13 protein-coding genes are annotated in these 16,304 nt (G+C 71.4%); 9 read left to right on the top strand and 4 right to left on the bottom strand.

Going from position 1 to position 16,304, the window contains the following annotated elements:
- Nucleotides 1-123 precede the first annotated feature (123 nt).
- From ACRAKF_RS09655 to ACRAKF_RS09645, 3 genes are read left to right on the top strand one after another with little or no spacing between them, the layout of a single operon-like run.
- Nucleotides 124-1,386 (top strand): glycosyltransferase family 4 protein, encoded by a 1,263-nt coding sequence (locus tag ACRAKF_RS09655; RefSeq protein WP_447036524.1) that lies wholly within the window; start codon nucleotides 124-126, stop codon nucleotides 1,384-1,386.
- Nucleotides 1,383-2,252, top strand: coding sequence for a hypothetical protein (locus tag ACRAKF_RS09650; protein ID WP_447036523.1), 870 nt, complete (start codon nucleotides 1,383-1,385; stop codon nucleotides 2,250-2,252). Before ACRAKF_RS09655 ends, ACRAKF_RS09650 begins: the two co-directional genes overlap by 4 nt.
- A 58-nt stretch (nucleotides 2,253-2,310) precedes the next feature.
- Nucleotides 2,311-3,321 (top strand): helix-turn-helix transcriptional regulator, encoded by a 1,011-nt coding sequence (locus ACRAKF_RS09645; RefSeq protein ID WP_447036522.1) that lies wholly within the window; start codon nucleotides 2,311-2,313, stop codon nucleotides 3,319-3,321.
- Here the strand turns inward: ACRAKF_RS09645 and ctaD are convergent.
- A complete protein-coding gene (gene ctaD / locus ACRAKF_RS09640) occupies nucleotides 3,230-4,960 on the bottom strand; it encodes an aa3-type cytochrome oxidase subunit I (RefSeq protein WP_447036521.1) in 1,731 nt (576 codons plus the stop codon). The genes ACRAKF_RS09645 and ctaD overlap by 92 nt on opposite strands.
- A 456-nt stretch (nucleotides 4,961-5,416) precedes the next feature.
- Between ctaD and ACRAKF_RS09635 the strand changes: the two genes are divergently transcribed.
- Complete coding sequence (locus ACRAKF_RS09635; protein ID WP_447036520.1) at nucleotides 5,417-5,632, top strand: I78 family peptidase inhibitor; 216 nt, start codon at nucleotides 5,417-5,419, stop codon at nucleotides 5,630-5,632.
- Between the two features lie 107 nt (nucleotides 5,633-5,739).
- Here ACRAKF_RS09635 and ACRAKF_RS09630 read toward each other — a convergent pair whose 3' ends face one another.
- Together ACRAKF_RS09630 and ACRAKF_RS09625 are read right to left on the bottom strand one after the other, a co-directional pair.
- The gene (locus ACRAKF_RS09630) at nucleotides 5,740-6,771 is read right to left on the bottom strand and encodes a phosphatase PAP2 family protein (protein WP_447036519.1); all 1,032 of its coding nucleotides are present in this window, start codon (nucleotides 6,769-6,771) and stop codon (nucleotides 5,740-5,742) included.
- Nucleotides 6,772-7,022: 251 nt separating this feature from the next.
- A complete protein-coding gene (locus tag ACRAKF_RS09625; RefSeq protein WP_447036518.1) occupies nucleotides 7,023-8,171 on the bottom strand; it encodes a mannosyltransferase family protein in 1,149 nt (382 codons plus the stop codon).
- Between the two features lie 241 nt (nucleotides 8,172-8,412).
- Here ACRAKF_RS09625 and ACRAKF_RS09620 point away from each other — a divergent pair, with 241 nt between their 5' ends.
- Together ACRAKF_RS09620 and ACRAKF_RS09615 are read left to right on the top strand one after the other, a co-directional pair.
- Nucleotides 8,413-10,038, top strand: a complete 1,626-nt coding sequence (locus ACRAKF_RS09620; RefSeq protein ID WP_447036517.1) for an MFS transporter — start codon at nucleotides 8,413-8,415, stop codon at nucleotides 10,036-10,038.
- Nucleotides 10,039-10,141: 103 nt separating this feature from the next.
- Nucleotides 10,142-11,338 carry an acyl-CoA dehydrogenase family protein gene (locus tag ACRAKF_RS09615; protein ID WP_447036516.1) on the top strand — a complete coding sequence of 399 codons (1,197 nt, stop codon included), beginning with the start codon at nucleotides 10,142-10,144 and terminating at the stop codon, nucleotides 11,336-11,338.
- 31 nt (nucleotides 11,339-11,369) lie between these two features.
- On the opposite strand, the gene ACRAKF_RS09610 is transcribed toward ACRAKF_RS09615, so the two are convergent.
- A complete protein-coding gene (locus ACRAKF_RS09610) occupies nucleotides 11,370-11,819 on the bottom strand; it encodes a cell division protein SepF (protein WP_447036515.1) in 450 nt (149 codons plus the stop codon).
- A gap of 298 nt (nucleotides 11,820-12,117) precedes the next feature.
- On the opposite strand from ACRAKF_RS09610, the gene ACRAKF_RS09605 reads away from it, so the two are divergent.
- The 3 genes from ACRAKF_RS09605 to ACRAKF_RS09595 all read left to right on the top strand — a co-directional run bounded on the left by ACRAKF_RS09605 (nucleotide 12,118) and on the right by ACRAKF_RS09595 (nucleotide 16,291).
- Nucleotides 12,118-13,422: a DUF5685 family protein gene (locus ACRAKF_RS09605; RefSeq protein ID WP_447036514.1), complete on the top strand. Its 1,305-nt coding sequence runs from the start codon at nucleotides 12,118-12,120 to the stop codon at nucleotides 13,420-13,422.
- Nucleotides 13,423-13,811: 389 nt separating this feature from the next.
- The gene (locus ACRAKF_RS09600) at nucleotides 13,812-14,708 is read left to right on the top strand and encodes a S1 family peptidase (protein WP_447036513.1); all 897 of its coding nucleotides are present in this window, start codon (nucleotides 13,812-13,814) and stop codon (nucleotides 14,706-14,708) included.
- Nucleotides 14,709-15,208: 500 nt separating this feature from the next.
- Nucleotides 15,209-16,291, top strand: a complete 1,083-nt coding sequence (locus ACRAKF_RS09595) for a S1 family peptidase (RefSeq protein ID WP_447036512.1) — start codon at nucleotides 15,209-15,211, stop codon at nucleotides 16,289-16,291.
- Nucleotides 16,292-16,304: the final 13 nt, after the last annotated feature.

Below are 16,304 nucleotides of genomic sequence, written 5' to 3'. Positions count from 1 at the left end.
TCACATATCTGTTCTAAAACAGGATGGTATTGGCACCCAACCTTTGGCCAGGAATCCCCGTCTAACCCTGCGGTAGGCGGACGAGGGGGACTGTCCGCATGGAAACGCGGGATACGGGGACGCATGCACATCTCTTTCCTGATTCACAACGCGTACGGGATCGGGGGGACGATCCGGACGACGTACAACCTGGCCAACACGCTGGCCCAGCAGCACGACGTCGAAGTCGTCTCCGTCTTCCGGCACCGCGACGAGCCGGTGTTCGCGCCTGACCAGCGCGTCCGCCTGAGCCACCTCGTGGATCTGCGCAAGGGCACCCGGGGCTACGAGGGCGACGCCCCCGAACACCTGCGGCCCGCGCGCACCTTCCCCGACGCCGAGGGCCGCTACGACCAGTACAGCGCCCTCACCGACCGGCGCATCGCGGACCACCTGGCACGCCTGGACGCGGACGTCGTCGTCGGCACCCGCCCCGGCCTCAACGTGCACATCGCGCGCCAGACCGGGCGCGGACCCCTGCGCGTCGGCCAGGAGCACCTCACGCTCGACAGCCACTCCAAGGAGCTCCGCCGCCAGCTCCGGAGCGTCTACCCCCGCCTCGACGTCCTGACCACGACGACCGAGGCCGACGCCCGCGCCTACACCCGCAAGATGCGGCTGCCCGGCGTGCACGTCCAGGCGGTGCCCAACTCCGTGCCCGCGCCCGGCATCGAGCCCGCCGACGGCTCCCACAAGTGGGTCGTCGCGGCCGGGCGGCTCGCCCCGGTCAAGCGGTACGACCTGCTGATCAGGGCCTTCGACAAGGTGCGGCGCGAGCGCCCCGACTGGCGGCTGCGGATCTACGGCGGCGGCAAGCAGAAGGAGAAGCTGCGCGCGTTGATAGAGGAACTCGGCCTCTACAACCACGTCTTCCTCATGGGCCCCGCCCACCCCATCGAGCCGGAGTGGGCCAAGGGCTCCATAGCCGCCGTCACCTCCAGCCTGGAGTCCTTCGGCATGACGATCGTCGAGGCGATGCGCTGCGGCCTCCCCGTGGTCGCCACCGACTGCCCGCACGGCCCCGGCGAGATCATCGACAACGGTGTCGACGGGCGGCTCGTCGAGGTCGGCAACCCCGATGCCATCGCGGGCGGGCTCCTCGAACTGATCAACGACGACTCGCTCCGGCACCGCATGGCGGGCGCCGCGCTCCAGGACTCCGAGCGCTTCGACCCCGCCCGCATCGCCGAGCGCTACGACGTGATGTTCTCCGGGATGCTCACCCGCGGGAACTCGCTGGGGGGCCGGTTGCGCGGCTCCGTCCACCGCACCCGCGGCGCGCTGCTCGGAGGCGCCTACGCGGTGCGGGACCTCGGCCGCGTCCAGACGAAGGGATCCACCGCATGACGGCCTCGGCCACCTCGAAGGCGGCGTACACAGAGGACGAGCAAGCCACCGACGCGCCGCGCGCCGACTGCGTCGCCGACTCCGCCGGGGGTCTCACCTTCGACGTGACGGAACCGGGCGAGTACGAGCCGGACGACGTGGCCTACCTGCTGCTGCGCCTGCGCGACTCCGACGAGGAGATCCGCCTGCCGCTCACCCCGGCCGCCGACGGGCGGCTGCGGGCCGCGCTGCCCAGCAGCGTCGAGCTCGCCGAGGGCCGCTGGAACGCGTACGTCCAGGTGGCGGGCGGTGCCTCGCGCCGGCTCATGCCGGGCGTCAACGACCTGCGCTCGCTGGTCGACCGGGCACCGAGCGGCAGCCGCGGCTATGTCGCGGTGCGCATCCCGTACGCCACCAAGCAGGGCAACCTCTCCGTGCGCAGCTGGCTGCGGGCGCCGCACGCCGAGGCCGGGGAGCTCGACCTGACGGAAGCCGGCATGACCGTGCGCGGCCGTGTCTACGGGGTCCCGCTCGCCGCCGACGCCTGCGTCGAGGCCGTCCGGCGGGCCGAGCCGGAACTCGTCCGCCGGGCCGACGTCACGGCCGAGGGGCCGGAGTTCAGCTTCGCGCTGCCGCACGGCGAGTTCGCCGAGAGCGGCGCGGGCCCCTGGGACCTGTGGCTGCGCCCGGCCGGGGCGAACGGGCCGCGGGTGCGCCTCGCCCGGCTCCTCGACGACGTCGCGGACAAGAAGGCGATCTTCACGTATCCGGTGCTGCGCCGCGAGACCGCGCACGGCACGCTGGAGGCGGGCCCGTACTACACCAACGACAACGACCTGGCCGTGCGCGTACGCGAGGCGGCGGCCACGGAGGGCACCGAAGACTGACACAGGCTCTGAACGACGCGGACCGTGGCTGTCCTCGATCCGGGGCACAATCACGTCCATGTTGGAGACATCGGCACGGCTGCTCCGCCTGCTCTCCCTGTTGCAGGCCCACCGCGACTGGTCCGGCGCGGACCTCGCCGACCGGCTCGGCGTGACCGCGCGGACCATCCGCCGCGACGTGGACCGGCTGCGCGAGCTCGGCTACCCCGTCAACGCCAGCCCCGGCACCGGCGGCGGCTACCAGCTCGGCGCCGGTGCCGAGCTGCCGCCGCTGCTCCTCGACGACGACGAGGCGGTCGCGGTCGCCGTCGGCCTGCGCACCGCCGCCGGGCAGGGCATCGAGGGCATCGGCGAGACCTCGGTGCGCGCGCTCGGCAAGCTGGAACAGGTCCTGCCGAGCAGGCTGCGCCACCGGGTGGGCGCGCTGAACGCCTTCACCGTGCCGATGCTGCGCACCCCGCGGCCGGAGGGCGTCGACCCCGCCGTACTCACCGAACTCGCGGGCGTCTGCCGCGACGCGGAACGGCTCCGCTTCGAGTACCGGGACCACTCGGGAAGCGCCACGCGCAGGACCGTCGAGCCGCACCGCCTGGTCTGCACCGAGCGCCGCTGGTACCTCGTGGCCTGGGACCTGGACCGCGAGGACTGGCGGACCTTCCGCGTGGACCGCGTCGAGCCCCGGCCGCCGCACGGCCCCCGCTTCACGCCGCGCCCCGCGCCCTCCGAGGACCTGGCCGCGTACGTCGCCGAGGGCGTCTCCACGGGCGCGTACGCCGAGCGGGCCGTGGTCCGCCTCCTCGTGCCGCTCGCGGAGGCGGAGCAGCGGCTCACCCCGTCCGACGGCGTCATCGAGGCCGAGACGGACCACAGTTGCCTGCTGCGCACGGGCGCTCCGAGCCTGGACGTGATGGTCTTCCACGTCCTGTTCATGGGCATCGAGTTCCAGGTGGTGGAGCCCGTCGAGCTGATCGAGCGGATCAGGACGGCTCGGGACCACCTGAGCCGGGCCCTGGACCGGGGTGTCGCGTCTGCGGGTCCTCCGACACCCGGCCGGGCTCGTGCCTCGTGAACGACGCGTACTCCGGGTGGTGCAGGTCGAACGCCGGGGACTCGGAGCGGACGCGGGGCAGCGTGACGAAGTTGTGCCGCGGCGGCGGGCAGGACGTGGCCCACTCCAGGGAGCGGCCGAAGCCCCAGGGGTCGTCGACCTCGACCTTCTTGCCGTACTTCGCGGTCTTCCAGACGTTGTAGAGGAACGGCAGCGTCGACATGCCGAGCAGGAACGCCCCGATGGTCGAGACCGTGTTGAGGACGGTGAAGCCGTCCGCGGCCAGGTAGTCGGCGTACCGGCGCGGCATGCCCTCGGCGCCCAGCCAGTGCTGGACCAGGAACGTCGTGTGGAAGCCGACGAACAGCGTCCAGAACTGGATCTTGCCGAGCCGCTCGTCGAGCATCTTGCCCGTCAGCTTCGGCCACCAGAAGAAGAAGCCGCCGAAGGTCGCGAAGACGACGGTGCCGAAGACGACGTAGTGGAAGTGGGCGACGACGAAGTACGTGTCGGTGACGTGGAAGTCCAGCGGCGGCGAGGCCAGGATGACGCCGGTCAGACCGCCGAACAGGAAGCTCACCAGGAAGCCGACCGCCCACAGCATGGGCGTCTCGAAGGACAGGGAGCCCCTGAGCATCGTGCCCGTCCAGTTGAAGAACTTCACGCCCGTCGGGACCGCGATGAGGAACGACATGAACGAGAAGAAGGGCAGCAGCACCGCGCCCGTGGCGAACATGTGGTGCGCCCACACCACCACGGACAGGCCGGTGATGGCCATCGTCGCGCCGACCAGCGGCAGATAGCCGAAGATCGGCTTCCGGCTGAAGACCGGGATGATCTCGGTGATGATGCCGAAGAACGGCAGGGCGATGATGTAGACCTCGGGATGCCCGAAGAACCAGAAGAGGTGCTGCCACAGCAGCGCGCCCCCGTTCTCCGAGGCGAAGACGAGCGAGTGGAAGCGCCGGTCCGCCTCCAGGACGAGCAGCGCGGCGGCGAGCACGGGGAACGCGATCAGCACCAGGATCGACGTGAAGAGGACGTTCCAGGTGAAGACCGGCATCCGGAACATCGTCATGCCGGGGGCGCGCATCCCGATGATGGTCGTCAGGAAGTTCACCGCGCCGAGGATCGTGCCGAAGCCGGAGAGCGCGAGCCCCATGATCCACAGGTCGGCGCCCACGCCGGGGGACCGCTCCAGGCTGTTGAGCGGGGCGTACGCGAACCAGCCGAAGGCGGCGGGGCCGCCGGGCACGAGCAGCGAGCCGAGGACCATCAGGCCGCCGAAGAGGAAGAGCCAGTACGAGAGCATGTTCAGCCGCGGGAAGGCGACGTCGGGGGCGCCGATCTGGAGCGGCATGATCTCGTTGGCGAAGCCCGCGAACGTCGGCGTCGCGAAGAGCAGCAGCATGATCGTGCCGTGCAGGGTGAAGGCCTGGTTGAACTCCTCGTTCGTCATGAGCTGGAGGCCCGGCCTGGCCAGCTCGGCCCGCATCATCAGCGCCATCAGCCCGGCGGCCAGGAAGAAGACGAACGACGTGATCAGGTAGAGGTGACCGATCTTCTTGTGGTCGGTGGTGGTCAGCCAGTCCACGACCAGCCGGCCGGGCCGCACCTGCCGCACCGGCGGTTCGTCCGCCCGCACCGTCTCGGTCCTCATCGCTTGCCCCTTCGCCATCGCGTCCTGGGCCTGCCCGAAGCTCACGCCATGATGCTCGCGCGGGGCCCGACTCCGACAGGGGGCGTACGAGCCGCTTCCGGACGGCCGGGGCCAGGGGGCATCCCTGCCGGAATGGCCAATTCCTCCACGCCCCTCCATGTCCCTCCACCATGCGTCCACGGGCCGGGACGAGGAATTGCGGAGGGAGCGCGAAGTGCGCGAACCGCTATTCCGGGCGCCGCATTTCGACGCTATCCGAACCGCCTTCGCGCAGGGGTGAGCGCACCGCCGAATTACGCCGTGACAAGCGTGGAACCGCCCATACGTGTGACGGAGTTCGACTGAAACGCACGTCGTGATCCTGTGACAGAAGCGTGACCAGAGAGGTATACGTGACGCTTGGTGCATGGCCCCCGGTCCTTCCCCGACGCCGCCGGGGCGCCTAACGTGGCGGCCATGGCACCTATTCCGACCCCGCCCGCAGAGCCCCAGGACAGCCCCGACCGTTACGTCGGCCTCGCGTCGCAGGACGCCGAGCGGCAGGCCCGCGCGTCCGGCTGGTCCACGGTCAGGTCGCTGCCCCCGGGGTCGATCATCACCATGGAGTACCTCGCGGGGCGGCTCAACTTCGAGGTCGAGGAAGGCGTCGTCACGCGCTCCTGGAAGGGCTAGCCCCCTCAAGGCCCGCCCCATGACGAAGGCCCCGGTTCCTCGACGGAACCGGGGCCTTCGTGGTGCGGGGGATGGGCTGTGCGTACCGGCCCCCGCCGGTCTGCGGGTCAGCCGCCTGCCATCGGGCGGGCCGACGCGGTGCCGCGCGGAACGCGGTCGGGGTGCGCCGGTCTGCGGCTGCCTGCGGGGGTGACCGGGGTGCGCTCGGAGCGGGCGGTGTGCGGGCCCGGCGCGAGGTAGGCGGGGGATCTGGCGGTGGCGCGGGCGGCGCCGACCGGCTCGCGGGCGGGCGCCTCGTCGCCCGCGGAGGGGCGCTGCTGCACGATCGCAGGGACGCCCGCCGGGGCGGGCACGGGCTCGGGAGCCTGCGCCGTGCTCGTGCGGCGGCCGCGCCAGGCCTCGCGGACGCGGAAGATGACGGCCTCGACGCGAGTGATCAGCGGCTCGACCCAGGGCAGCGCGAGCAGGATGAGCAGGCCCGCGGCCCAGCCGAGGAAGACGTCGCTCAGCCAGTGCGTACCGAGGTAGACGGTGGTGAGACCGACGCTCAGGGAGACCACGGCGGAGAGGGCCGACAGATAGCGCCGGGTGCGGGGGGTGGAGGCCATGTAGGCCAGGATTCCCCAGGTCACGACGGCGTTGGCGGTATGGCCCGAAGGGAATATATCGCCGTCCTGCCACATCTCGTTCGAGCCGATCACGGTGGCGTAGTGCGGGCCGAGGCGGCCCATGCCGATCTTGGCGGCGCCGACGGTGACGTTGAGCAGGAGCAGGGCGGCGCCGAACATGAGCAGCGGGCGCAGCGTGTGCTGCCGCCAGGAGCGCCAGCCGAGCCAGGCCGCGACCATGACGGCGGTCGGGCCGCGCTGGCCGAGGACGACCCAGTAGTCGAGGAAGGCGTGGATCTCCGGCCACTGCTGGTAGGGCCGGAAGAACATGACCTGCCAGTCGAACCGCACCAGCCACGAGGTGGCGAGCACGGCGACGACGATGGCCAGGTAGAAGGCCAGGGTCGAGGCGAAGAGCACGACCCTGTGCCGGCTCATCCTCGGTACATCGAGGTGGGCCGGTCGTTCCGGCTCACGGTCAAGACGGGCGAAGACCCGGTCAAGACGGGTGAGGTTTCGTTCGGTACGCACACAATCGACGTTACAGCGAGTGAGTCTGGCACTAGGCCGAACCAGTGGCTTTGTGATGACGATGTGATGTGGGATTGCTCTCAGGCCAGGGCCTATTCCCTGGGATTCCTTATTCAGTCGTCGCGCCCACACTCAATTCGTTGATCATTTCCGGTGCGGTTTTAATCCGTCTTATGAATTTCGTTCACCGGGGGCTGGTGTGGAATTTCCCTTACGGCCGCCGGCGGCCGCCCGAAACGATCATGACCTGATCACGGCGGGCCCGAGCCGTGCAGCCAGAACGCCCCGTAGAGAGCGCTCGCCACCGCCACGCCCCCGAGGATCAGCGCCGACCGTGACGCACGCAGCCGGGCCAGCGCCACGGCGAGCGGCAGCAGCAGCGGGAAGGCGGGGAGGAGCAGCCGCGGCTTCGAGCCGAAGTAGCCGGCCGCGCACAGGGCCAGCACGACGACGATGCCGGTGTAGAGGAGCAGCGGCAGCGGCTGCCGCTGCCGGACGCCGGTCACGTACAGCCAGATCACCAGGGCGACGCCCACGATCAGGCCGACGCCCGCGAGCGCTCCGGGGACGGAGGTGAACTTCTCCCCGACGAAGCGCGCGAAGGCGTAGCCGAAGTCGAAGCCGTTGCCCCAGCCCGCCTGGACGTCGAGGTAACCGAGCAGCCCGTCGCCGGTGCGGTGGCCGACCCACAGCACATAGCCCGCCGCCCCGAGCGGCGCGAGGACCACGCCGAGCAGCATGCGGGGCCCGGCCCGCCGCTCCCGGTACACCTGGACGGCCGCGGTCACCCAGATCGCGGCGACCACCGCCGCGCCCACCGGACGGGTCAGCCCCGCGAGGGAGGCGAACACACCCGCCCACACCCAGCGCCCCCTGAGCAGCGCGTACAGCGACCAGGCGGCCAGCGCGGTGAACAGGGACTCGCTGTACGCCATCGACTGCACGATGCCGACCGGCAGCACCGCCCACAGCACGGCGGCGCAGATCCCGGCCCGCCGCCCGTACACGTGATCGGCGACCGCGAAGATCCCCGCGGCGGCGAAGAGCGAGGCGAGCCAGCTCACCACGAGCCCGGCATCGGCATGACTGAGCGGGCTCACCGCCGCGACGAGCCGCTCCAGCCAGGGCAGGAGCGGGAAGAACGCCAGGTTGGAGTGGACGCTGCCGTCCGGGAGCCGCACCTCCCAGCCGTAGCCGAACTCGGCCACCCGGGTGTACCAGAGCGAGTCCCAGCGGGCGGTGAGCAGCGTGTGCGGGCTCTTCCCGGCCGCCGCGCCCCAGACCGCGAGCACCGCGAGGCCGAGCGCGCGTACCCCCGCGTACGCGAGCAGTGCGGGCGCGGCCCGGCGCAGGGCGTGGCCCGCCGGAGACGGCGAGGGGCGTTGATCAAGATCGGTCACGGGCTCGATTATCGGCCGTCGCGGGCGCCGGGCACCGTCGGGGCCGCGGCCGGAAGGTGGACGCGTGGCACACGCCACACGGCATCCGCACAACCATGAGAGGTCCGCCACGTACCCCGGAAACGGACTCGCGTACTCTGGCGGCTCACTCGCCTCTGTCCGCGCCGCCGTCCGTACCGCCGGAGCGGGGATTCCACGTCCCGCAGGCCGCCGGCGCGAGGGAACACTGGGAGGTACGCGCATGTCCGGGACGACCACGGCCGCAGCACCGCAGGGCCGTCGGGGATCCGGGGTCCGTGCCGGGGCCAACCGCTGGGTCGTGCTCGTCGTCCTCTGCGTCAGCCTGCTGCTCGTCGCCGTCGACGCCACCGTGCTGCACGTCGCCGTGCCCGCGGTCTCCGAGGACCTGCGGCCCGGCGCGATGGAGCTGCTCTGGATCGTCGACATCTACCCGCTGGTCTGCGCCTCGCTCCTCATCCTCTTCGGCACGCTCGGCGACCGCGTCGGCCGCAGACGCGTGCTCCTGCTCGGCTACGCGCTCTTCGGCGTCGCCTCGGCCGTCGCGGCCCTCGCGGACAACGCGCAGGTCCTGATCGCGGCCCGCGCCCTGCTCGGCGTCGGCGGCGCGATGATCATGCCCGCGACGCTGTCGATCCTGCGCCAGGTCTTCCCCGACCGGCGCGAGCGCGCCGTCGCCATCGGCATCTGGAGCGCGGTGGCCGCGGTGGGCGCGGCCGTCGGACCGCTGCTCGGCGGGTTCCTCCTGGAGCACTTCTGGTGGGGCTCGGTCTTCCTCATCAACATTCCGCTGATGCTGGTCAGCCTGCCCGTGGGCCGCTGGCTCCTGCCCGAGTCGACCGGGAAGGGCAACGGCCCGTGGGACGTGACCGGCGCGCTGATGGCCGCCGGCGGACTCTTCGGCGTCGTACTCGGTGTGAAGCGCCTCGGCGGCGGTGAGTCGCCGCTCGGCATGACGACCCTGGCCGCGCTGGCCGCGGGCGTCGCCCTTCTCGTCGGCTTCGTGCGCAGGCAGCGACGGCGCGCGCATCCGCTCGTCGATCTGTCGATGTTCGCGCGGCCCGCGTTCAGCACCTCGGTCGGCTGCATCGTGCTCGCCATGCTCGCCCTGGTCGGCCTGGAGCTGATCGCCGCGCAGTACCTCCAGCTCGTCCTCGGCCTCTCCCCGCTGGAGACCGGCCTGCGGCTGCTGCCCCTCACCCTGGCCGCGATGGCCGCGGGCCTCGCGGGCTCGAAGCTGCTGCACCGCTTCGGGCCGCGCACCATGGTCTGCTCCGGCTTCTGCCTCACCGCGCTCGCCGTCCTCGTGCTCACCGGCATGGGCGGCACCGCCAACGACGTGCTGCTGCTCACCGGCTTCGTGCTGCTCGGCCTCGGCCTGGAGACCACGCTCTTCGGCGCGTACGAGTCGATGCTGAGCGAGGCACCGCCGTCCCAGGCGGGCGGGGCCGCGGCGATCGGCGAGACCTCCTACCAGCTCGGCGCGGGCATCGGCATCGCCCTGCTCGGCAGCGTCATGAACGCGGCGTACGCGCCCGGGCTCTCCTCGGTACGGGGTGTCCCCGCGGCGGACAGCGCCGCCGCCGGGAACTCGCTCGGCGAGGCCTACGAGGTCGCCGCGCGCCTCGGCGGGGTGCGGGGCGACGCCCTGCGCAGCGCCGCGCGCGAGGCCTTCGTGCACGGGCTGCACGTCACGCTGCTGGTCAGCGCGGGCCTGCTGCTGCTCGGCGCGCTCGCGGCGTTGCGCTTGCCGCGCGGCATGGACTGTTCGGCCGCGGCCTCTCCCGAGCCGGGGGTGCCGGCGCCGCGGAAACCCTCCCGGGTCGGGGCCGACTCCTCCGTGCGGTGAATCCTGTGGCGGCCTTCGGCCCTGGACGTGCGGGACACTGCGTCGTAACGTCAGCGCGAGCCATATAACTACCACTGCTAGTTTTGTGCCGCCGGAGGCCCGCATGTCCGAGAGCGCCCGCACCCCTCTGCCGCCCTTCGACCCCGCCGACCCGCTCGGCCTCGACGATTCGCTCGCCCCGGAGGACCTCGCGATCCGCGACACCGTCCGCTCCTGGGCGGCCGACCGGGTCCTGCCGCACATCGCCGACTGGTACGAGAAGGGCGAGCTGCCCGGCATCCACGAGCTGGCCCGCGAGCTCGGCTCCCTCGGCGCGCTCGGCATGTCACTGGAGGGCTACGGCTGCGCGGGCGCGAGCTCCGTCCAGTACGGGCTCGCCTGCCTGGAGCTGGAGGCGGCCGACTCCAGCATCCGCTCCCTCGTCTCCGTGCAGGGCTCCCTCGCGATGTACGCCATCCACCGCTTCGGCTCCGAGGAGCAGAAGCGGCGGTGGCTGCCGGGGATGGCCGCGGGCGAGATCATCGGCTGCTTCGGCCTGACCGAGCCCGACCACGGCTCCGACCCGGCGTCCATGCGCACGCACGCGAAGAAGGACGGCACCGACTGGGTGCTCAGCGGGCGGAAGATGTGGATCACGAACGGGTCGGTGGCCGGCGTCGCCGTCGTGTGGGCGCAGACCGACGACGGGATCAGGGGATTCGTCGTGCCGGCCGACAGCCCCGGCTTCTCGGCGCCGGAGATCAAGCACAAGTGGTCGCTGCGCGCCAGCGTCACCAGTGAGCTGGTGATGGACGAGGTGCGGCTGCCCGCCGACGCGGTCCTGCCCGAGGTCGTCGGCCTGAAGGGCCCGCTGAGCTGTCTCTCCCACGCGCGCTACGGCATCGTCTGGGGAGCGATGGGCGCGGCACGCTCGTCCTTCGAGGCGGCCGTGGAGTACGCGAAGACCCGCGAGCAGTTCGGCCGGCCGATCGGTGGCTTCCAGCTCACCCAGGCCAAGCTCGCCGACATGGCGGTCGAGCTGCACAAGGGCATCCTGCTCGCGCACCACCTCGGGCGGCGCCTCGACGCGGGCAGGCTCCGTCCCGAGCAGATCAGCTTCGGCAAGCTCAACAACGTACGAGAGGCGATCGACATCTGCCGGACGTCCAGGACGATCCTGGGCGCCAACGGGATCTCCCTGGAGTACCCCGTCATGCGGCACGCGACGAACCTCGAATCGGTGCTCACCTATGAGGGCACCGTCGAGATGCATCAACTCGTTCTGGGCAAGGCGCTCACCGGTCTTGACGCCTTCCGGTGAGCCGGACAGGTCCGGTGAGCGGCCTTGCCCACTAGCTCTGGTTGAAGAATCCGTCCGAGGGGCGACTCGACGCCTCGCCGTTGACGATGTGCGTGTCGGCGGGGGTCAGCAGGAAGACCCGCGTCGCCACGCGCTCGATCGAACCGCGCAGGCCGTAGGTGAGACCGGCCGCGAAATCGACCACGCGCTTGGCGTCGGTGGGGTCCATGGACGTGAGGTTCATGATGACCGGGACGCCGTCCCGGAACATCTCACCGATGCCGCGGGCGTCCCGGAAGCTGTTCGGGGTCACCGTCCCGATGCGGCGCTCCTGCTCCTGGGCCTTCTCGTCCGCCACCCGCACGCGCGGGTCGGTCACCCAGGCCTCCGGCTGGTCGGGCCCCTCGGCCCGGTCGTCTTCGTAGCCGTCGTCGTAGTAACGCTCGTCGTTGTTGTCGTCGACGAGGCCCAGCCAGGCACTCGCCTTGCGCACCGATCCCATGGACGCCTCCTCTCGCAGCGGTTTCCCTGCTTTCCGCGTTCCTATCGTCGTCCATGATGCGGATGCTGCGCCAAGTGGATAGTCGCCGCGCGGGGTTTTCGTGACGGTACTGGTGCAGAGTCAACACACCGACGCACGTGGTACTTAAGGGTCCCGCCGCGTACGGCTGCTGACAGAGAGTGAAATATGATTTCTCCCGGCGTACGGGTGACGGCGAGTGCGTCCGGGTGAACGCCTTCCTCGTTACGATGCCCCGAGATCGCCGGATCATCAGCTCGGGCCACTCGGGGGAGTCGTTTTGTTCGGAATAGTCAGGCCCTGCACCCACCGTCTCGGTGACGGACTCAAGGCGCAGTGGATGGCCCATCTGTGCGGCCTCTGCCTCGCGCTCCGCGGTGACCACGGGCAGTTCGCCCGGGTCGTCACGAACTACGACGGTCTGATCATCTCGGTCCTGACGGAGGCTCAGGCCGAGCGCGGGGACGGCGGGCGGCGCACCGCGGGGCCCTGTCCGCTGCGCGGGATGCGGACGGCGTCCGTGGCGCGGGGCGAGGGCGCGCGCCTGGCCGCCGCCGTCTCGCTGGTGCTCGCCTCGGCGAAGGTCCGCGACCACGTCATCGACGGGGACGGGCTCCTCGCCCGCCGACCGGTGGCGGTCGCCGCCCGGCGCGTGGCCAGGAGCTGGGACAAGGCGGGCGCGCGGACCGGCGCCGACGTGGGGTTCGACACGGCGGTCCTGCTCGACGCCGTCGAACGGCAGGCCGGGATCGAGGCCTTGGCGGGCCCCGGCACCTCGCTCCTCGCGGTGACCGAGCCGACCGAGACGGCCACCGCGGCGGCCTTCGCGCACACCGCCCTGCTCGCCGGGCGGCCCGGCAACGTGGAGCCGCTCGCCGAGGCGGGGCGGCTCTTCGGCCGCCTGGCGCATCTGCTCGACGCCGTGGAGGACAGGGAGGCGGACGCCGCGTCGGGTGGGTGGAACCCGCTCGCCGCGACCGGCACGTCCCTCGCGGAGGCACGGCGCCTCGCCGACGACGCGCTGCACGGCATCCGCCTCGCGCTGCGCGACGCGGAATTCACCGACGGCAAGCTGGTGCACGTCCTCCTCGCGCACGAGCTGCGCCGCTCGGTCGACCGCGCCTTCGGCACCGAGGCCTGCGGCCACACGCACCAGATGACGGCAGATCAGCAGGGCTCCTTCGGGCCGCCGCAGCAGGGCGGTCCCTACGGGCCGCCGGCCGGGGGCCCGTACGGCCGGCAGAATCCGTACGGGGGCGGCAACGGCAACCCGTACGGGGGCGGGAACCCGTACGGCGGCGACATGCCCGGCGGCCCGGGTGGTCCTGGCGGCTTCGGCGGTCCCGGTGGCCCCGGCGGTCCCGGTGGCTTCGGTGGTGGCGGGCACGGCTTCGAACCGCAGCCGCCCAAGCCGGGCAAACGGGGCTTCTGGGCGGGGTGCGCCGTGGCCATCGGCCTCTGCTGCACCTGCAAGATGTGCTGCGCCGACGAGTACGAGGGCCCGTGGTCCCGCAAGAAGCGCGAAGGCTGCTGCAACAACTGCGACTGCTGTGAGTGCTGCGGCTGCTGCGACTGCGGCCTGTAGCGCGCACCCGGCGTTCTGGCACCGCACGCCCCGCGGGGGCGCTCGCGCTGCATCCGGATGGTTCAATTCTGGACAGTCCTGGGGTGTGCGGCGAGGCCCCCGGCGGGGCGCCGTCACGTGCGCCGCCCGGCGGGACGCGCAAGCCCCCTGACGACGTCAGCCCCTTCCCGCGGTCCGGTAGGCCCTGGTCACAGTGGCCGCGGCGGGCGGCGGAACCCGTACCCGCCTCGGCCGAAAGGCGCCCTTGTGCGGCCGGACACCACCCCCCAATACTCCCGAGCAGCGCTTGCCGGGAGCACGGCGTACGCGGAACCGAGCCCGCTCTTCGGCTGCGCCTCACGGGTCCCCAACCCACACGGACCCACTGACTTCCCTCGGGAGGAACAAACGTGAGGATCAAGCGCACCACCTCCGGCATAGCGAGACACACCCGTCTGCTCGCCGTGGCCACCGGAATCGTCGCCGCGGGAGCACTCGCCGTACCCGCGGCCAGCGCGCACGACGGCACGACCACCTTCAGCGCCTCACAGCTGGAGCAGGCGAGCGACGCCGTTCTCGACGCCGATGTCGCGGGCACCTCCTGGGGTGTGGACCCGAGGACGAAGCAGGTCGTCGTCACCGCCGACAGCACCGTCTCCAAGGCCGAGATCGCCGAACTGAAGGCCGCCGCGGGGTCCAACGCGGACGCCCTGAAGATCGAGCGCACCCCGGGCAAGTTCCAGAAGTACATCTCGGGTGGCGACGCCATCTATTCGAGCACCGGGCGCTGCTCGCTCGGGTTCAACGTGCGCAACGGCAGCACCTACTACTTCCTGACCGCCGGGCACTGCACCGACGGCGCGAGCACGTGGTGGTCCAACTCGGCGAGGACCACCGTGCTCGGCACGACGTCCGGGTCCAGCTTCCCGACGAACGACTACGGCATCGTCAGGTACACCAACAGCTCGGTGACCAAGTCCGGCACGGTGGGCAGCCAGGACATCACAAGCGCCGCCGACGCCACGGTCGGGCAGAACGTCACCCGCCGCGGGTCCACCACCGGCACGCACACCGGCCGGGTCACCGCGCTCAACCAGACCGTCAACTACGGCGGCGGCGACGTCGTCTACGGCATGATCAAGACCACGGTCTGCGCCGAGCCGGGCGACAGCGGCGGCCCGCTGTACGCGGGTTCGACGGCGCTGGGTCTGACCTCCGGCGGCAGCGGCAACTGCTCCTCCGGCGGCACGACCTTCTTCCAGCCGGTCACCGAGGCACTGCGCGCGTACAACGTCAGCGTCTACTGACCGGGCGGGGCCCCCAAGGGCCGCGCACCGCAGGTGAGACCGCAGCCAGCAGCAGGATGAGCCCCCGCCCGGTGTTCCGGGCGGGGGCTCGCTCTCTCCCGCGCCGCACTCCCGCTGCGGCTGTTGGGCTGTTCTGCCGCAGCCGCCGGATTCCGGAACGGGAAGTGCGGAAGCCGGAGAGCCGGGCGCTCCGGAGGGGCGAGAACCGGACAGGACTAGTCCTCACAGGCTGATGACCCCTCTCCACCACGCGGTATGCGCCGAGACGGCCCACGTGGTGGGACCCGGATCACTCAGGGGCGCGGGGGCGCACAGCGGTTGCGGCGTGCGCGTCCTGAAGTAGACCTTGTGTGCGACCGGAAAGCGTCGGGATAGTGGGCGTGGCCAAGTTGGCATGGACGCGGCTCTTTCAGCGTGGCGGTTCCATGCCCGCGTATGCCCTGCGATCCGTCAGGCCCCCACGCCCGACGGGTCGTTCCCCCCACAGGAGGTCGTGAGTTTTGAAGCACCGACGCATACCCAAGCGGCGTGTAGCCGTGGCAGGCGCGGGCATCGCCGCGCTGGTCGCCGCGGGAGTCACCTTCCAGACCGCGAACGCGAGCGAGAACGCGGCGGACCCCACCCCGGACGTCCTCTCGGTCGCCAAGGCCGGAAAGCTGGCCTCGGCCCTCACCAAGGACCTCGGCGCGGACGCCGCGGGCACGTACTACGACGCCAAGGCGAAGGCCCTGGTCGTGAACGTGCTGGACGAGCAGGCGGCCGACGCCGTCGAGTCGGCGGGCGGCAAGGCGAGAATCGTCCAGAACTCCCTGGCCGAGCTGAAGAGCGCCCGTGCGACGCTCGACGAGAAGGCGGCCGTCCCCGGCACCTCATGGGTGATGGACCCGGCGACCAACAAGGTGGTCGTCACGGCGGACCGCACGGTCAAGGGCGCCGAGCTCGACAAGGTCGGCGCGATCGTGAAGGAGCTCGGCGGCAAGGCCGAACTGAAGCACAGCAAGGGCGAGTACAAGGCCTTCATCGCCGGCGGCGACGCGATCTGGGGGGGCGGCTCGCGCTGCTCGCTCGGCTTCAACGTCGTCAAGGGCGGCGAGCCGTACTTCCTGACGGCCGGTCACTGCGGCAACGCGGTGAAGAGCTGGTCCGACTCGCAGGGCGGCCAGGAGATCGGCGCCACCCAGGAGTCGAGCTTCCCGGGCAACGACTACGCGATCGTGAAGTACACGGCCGACGTCCCGCACCCCAGCGAGGTGAACCTCTACGACGGCGGCACCCAGGCGATCAGCAAGGCCGGGGATGCCACGGTCGGGCAGACGGTGACGCGCAGCGGCAGCACCACCCAGGTCCACGACGGTGAGGTCACCGCGCTGGACGCCACGGTGAACTACCAGGAGGGTCAGGTCGACGGCCTGATCCAGACCACGGTCTGCGCCGAGCCCGGTGACAGCGGCGGCGCGCTCTTCGCCGGTGACACCGCGCTGGGCCTCACCTCCGGCGGCAGCGGAGACTGCGGCAGCGGCGGCGAGACGTTCTTCCAGCCGGTGCCGGAGGCGCTGAGCGCCTACGGGGCGGAGATCGGCTGACCTCGCGGAAAGC

The organism is Streptomyces sp. DSM 118878 (genome assembly GCF_052936595.1).
The sequence above is the reverse complement of the archived record's forward strand: the minus strand, read 5'-3'. Positions and strand labels throughout refer to the sequence as shown.

Excerpts from the sequence above, each read along its gene's own strand:
- ACRAKF_RS09655 (WP_447036524.1), top strand. The coding sequence starts at position 124 with ATGCACATCTCTTTCCTGATTCACAACGCGTACGGGATCGGGGGGACG.
- ACRAKF_RS09650 (WP_447036523.1), top strand. The coding sequence starts at position 1,383 with ATGACGGCCTCGGCCACCTCGAAGGCGGCGTACACAGAGGACGAGCAA.
- ACRAKF_RS09645 (WP_447036522.1), top strand. The coding sequence starts at position 2,311 with ATGTTGGAGACATCGGCACGGCTGCTCCGCCTGCTCTCCCTGTTGCAG.
- ctaD (WP_447036521.1), bottom strand. The coding sequence starts at position 4,960 with ATGAGGACCGAGACGGTGCGGGCGGACGAACCGCCGGTGCGGCAGGTG.
- ACRAKF_RS09635 (WP_447036520.1), top strand. The coding sequence starts at position 5,417 with ATGGCACCTATTCCGACCCCGCCCGCAGAGCCCCAGGACAGCCCCGAC.
- ACRAKF_RS09620 (WP_447036517.1), top strand. The coding sequence starts at position 8,413 with ATGTCCGGGACGACCACGGCCGCAGCACCGCAGGGCCGTCGGGGATCC.
- ACRAKF_RS09615 (WP_447036516.1), top strand. The coding sequence starts at position 10,142 with ATGTCCGAGAGCGCCCGCACCCCTCTGCCGCCCTTCGACCCCGCCGAC.
- ACRAKF_RS09610 (WP_447036515.1), bottom strand. The coding sequence starts at position 11,819 with ATGGGATCGGTGCGCAAGGCGAGTGCCTGGCTGGGCCTCGTCGACGAC.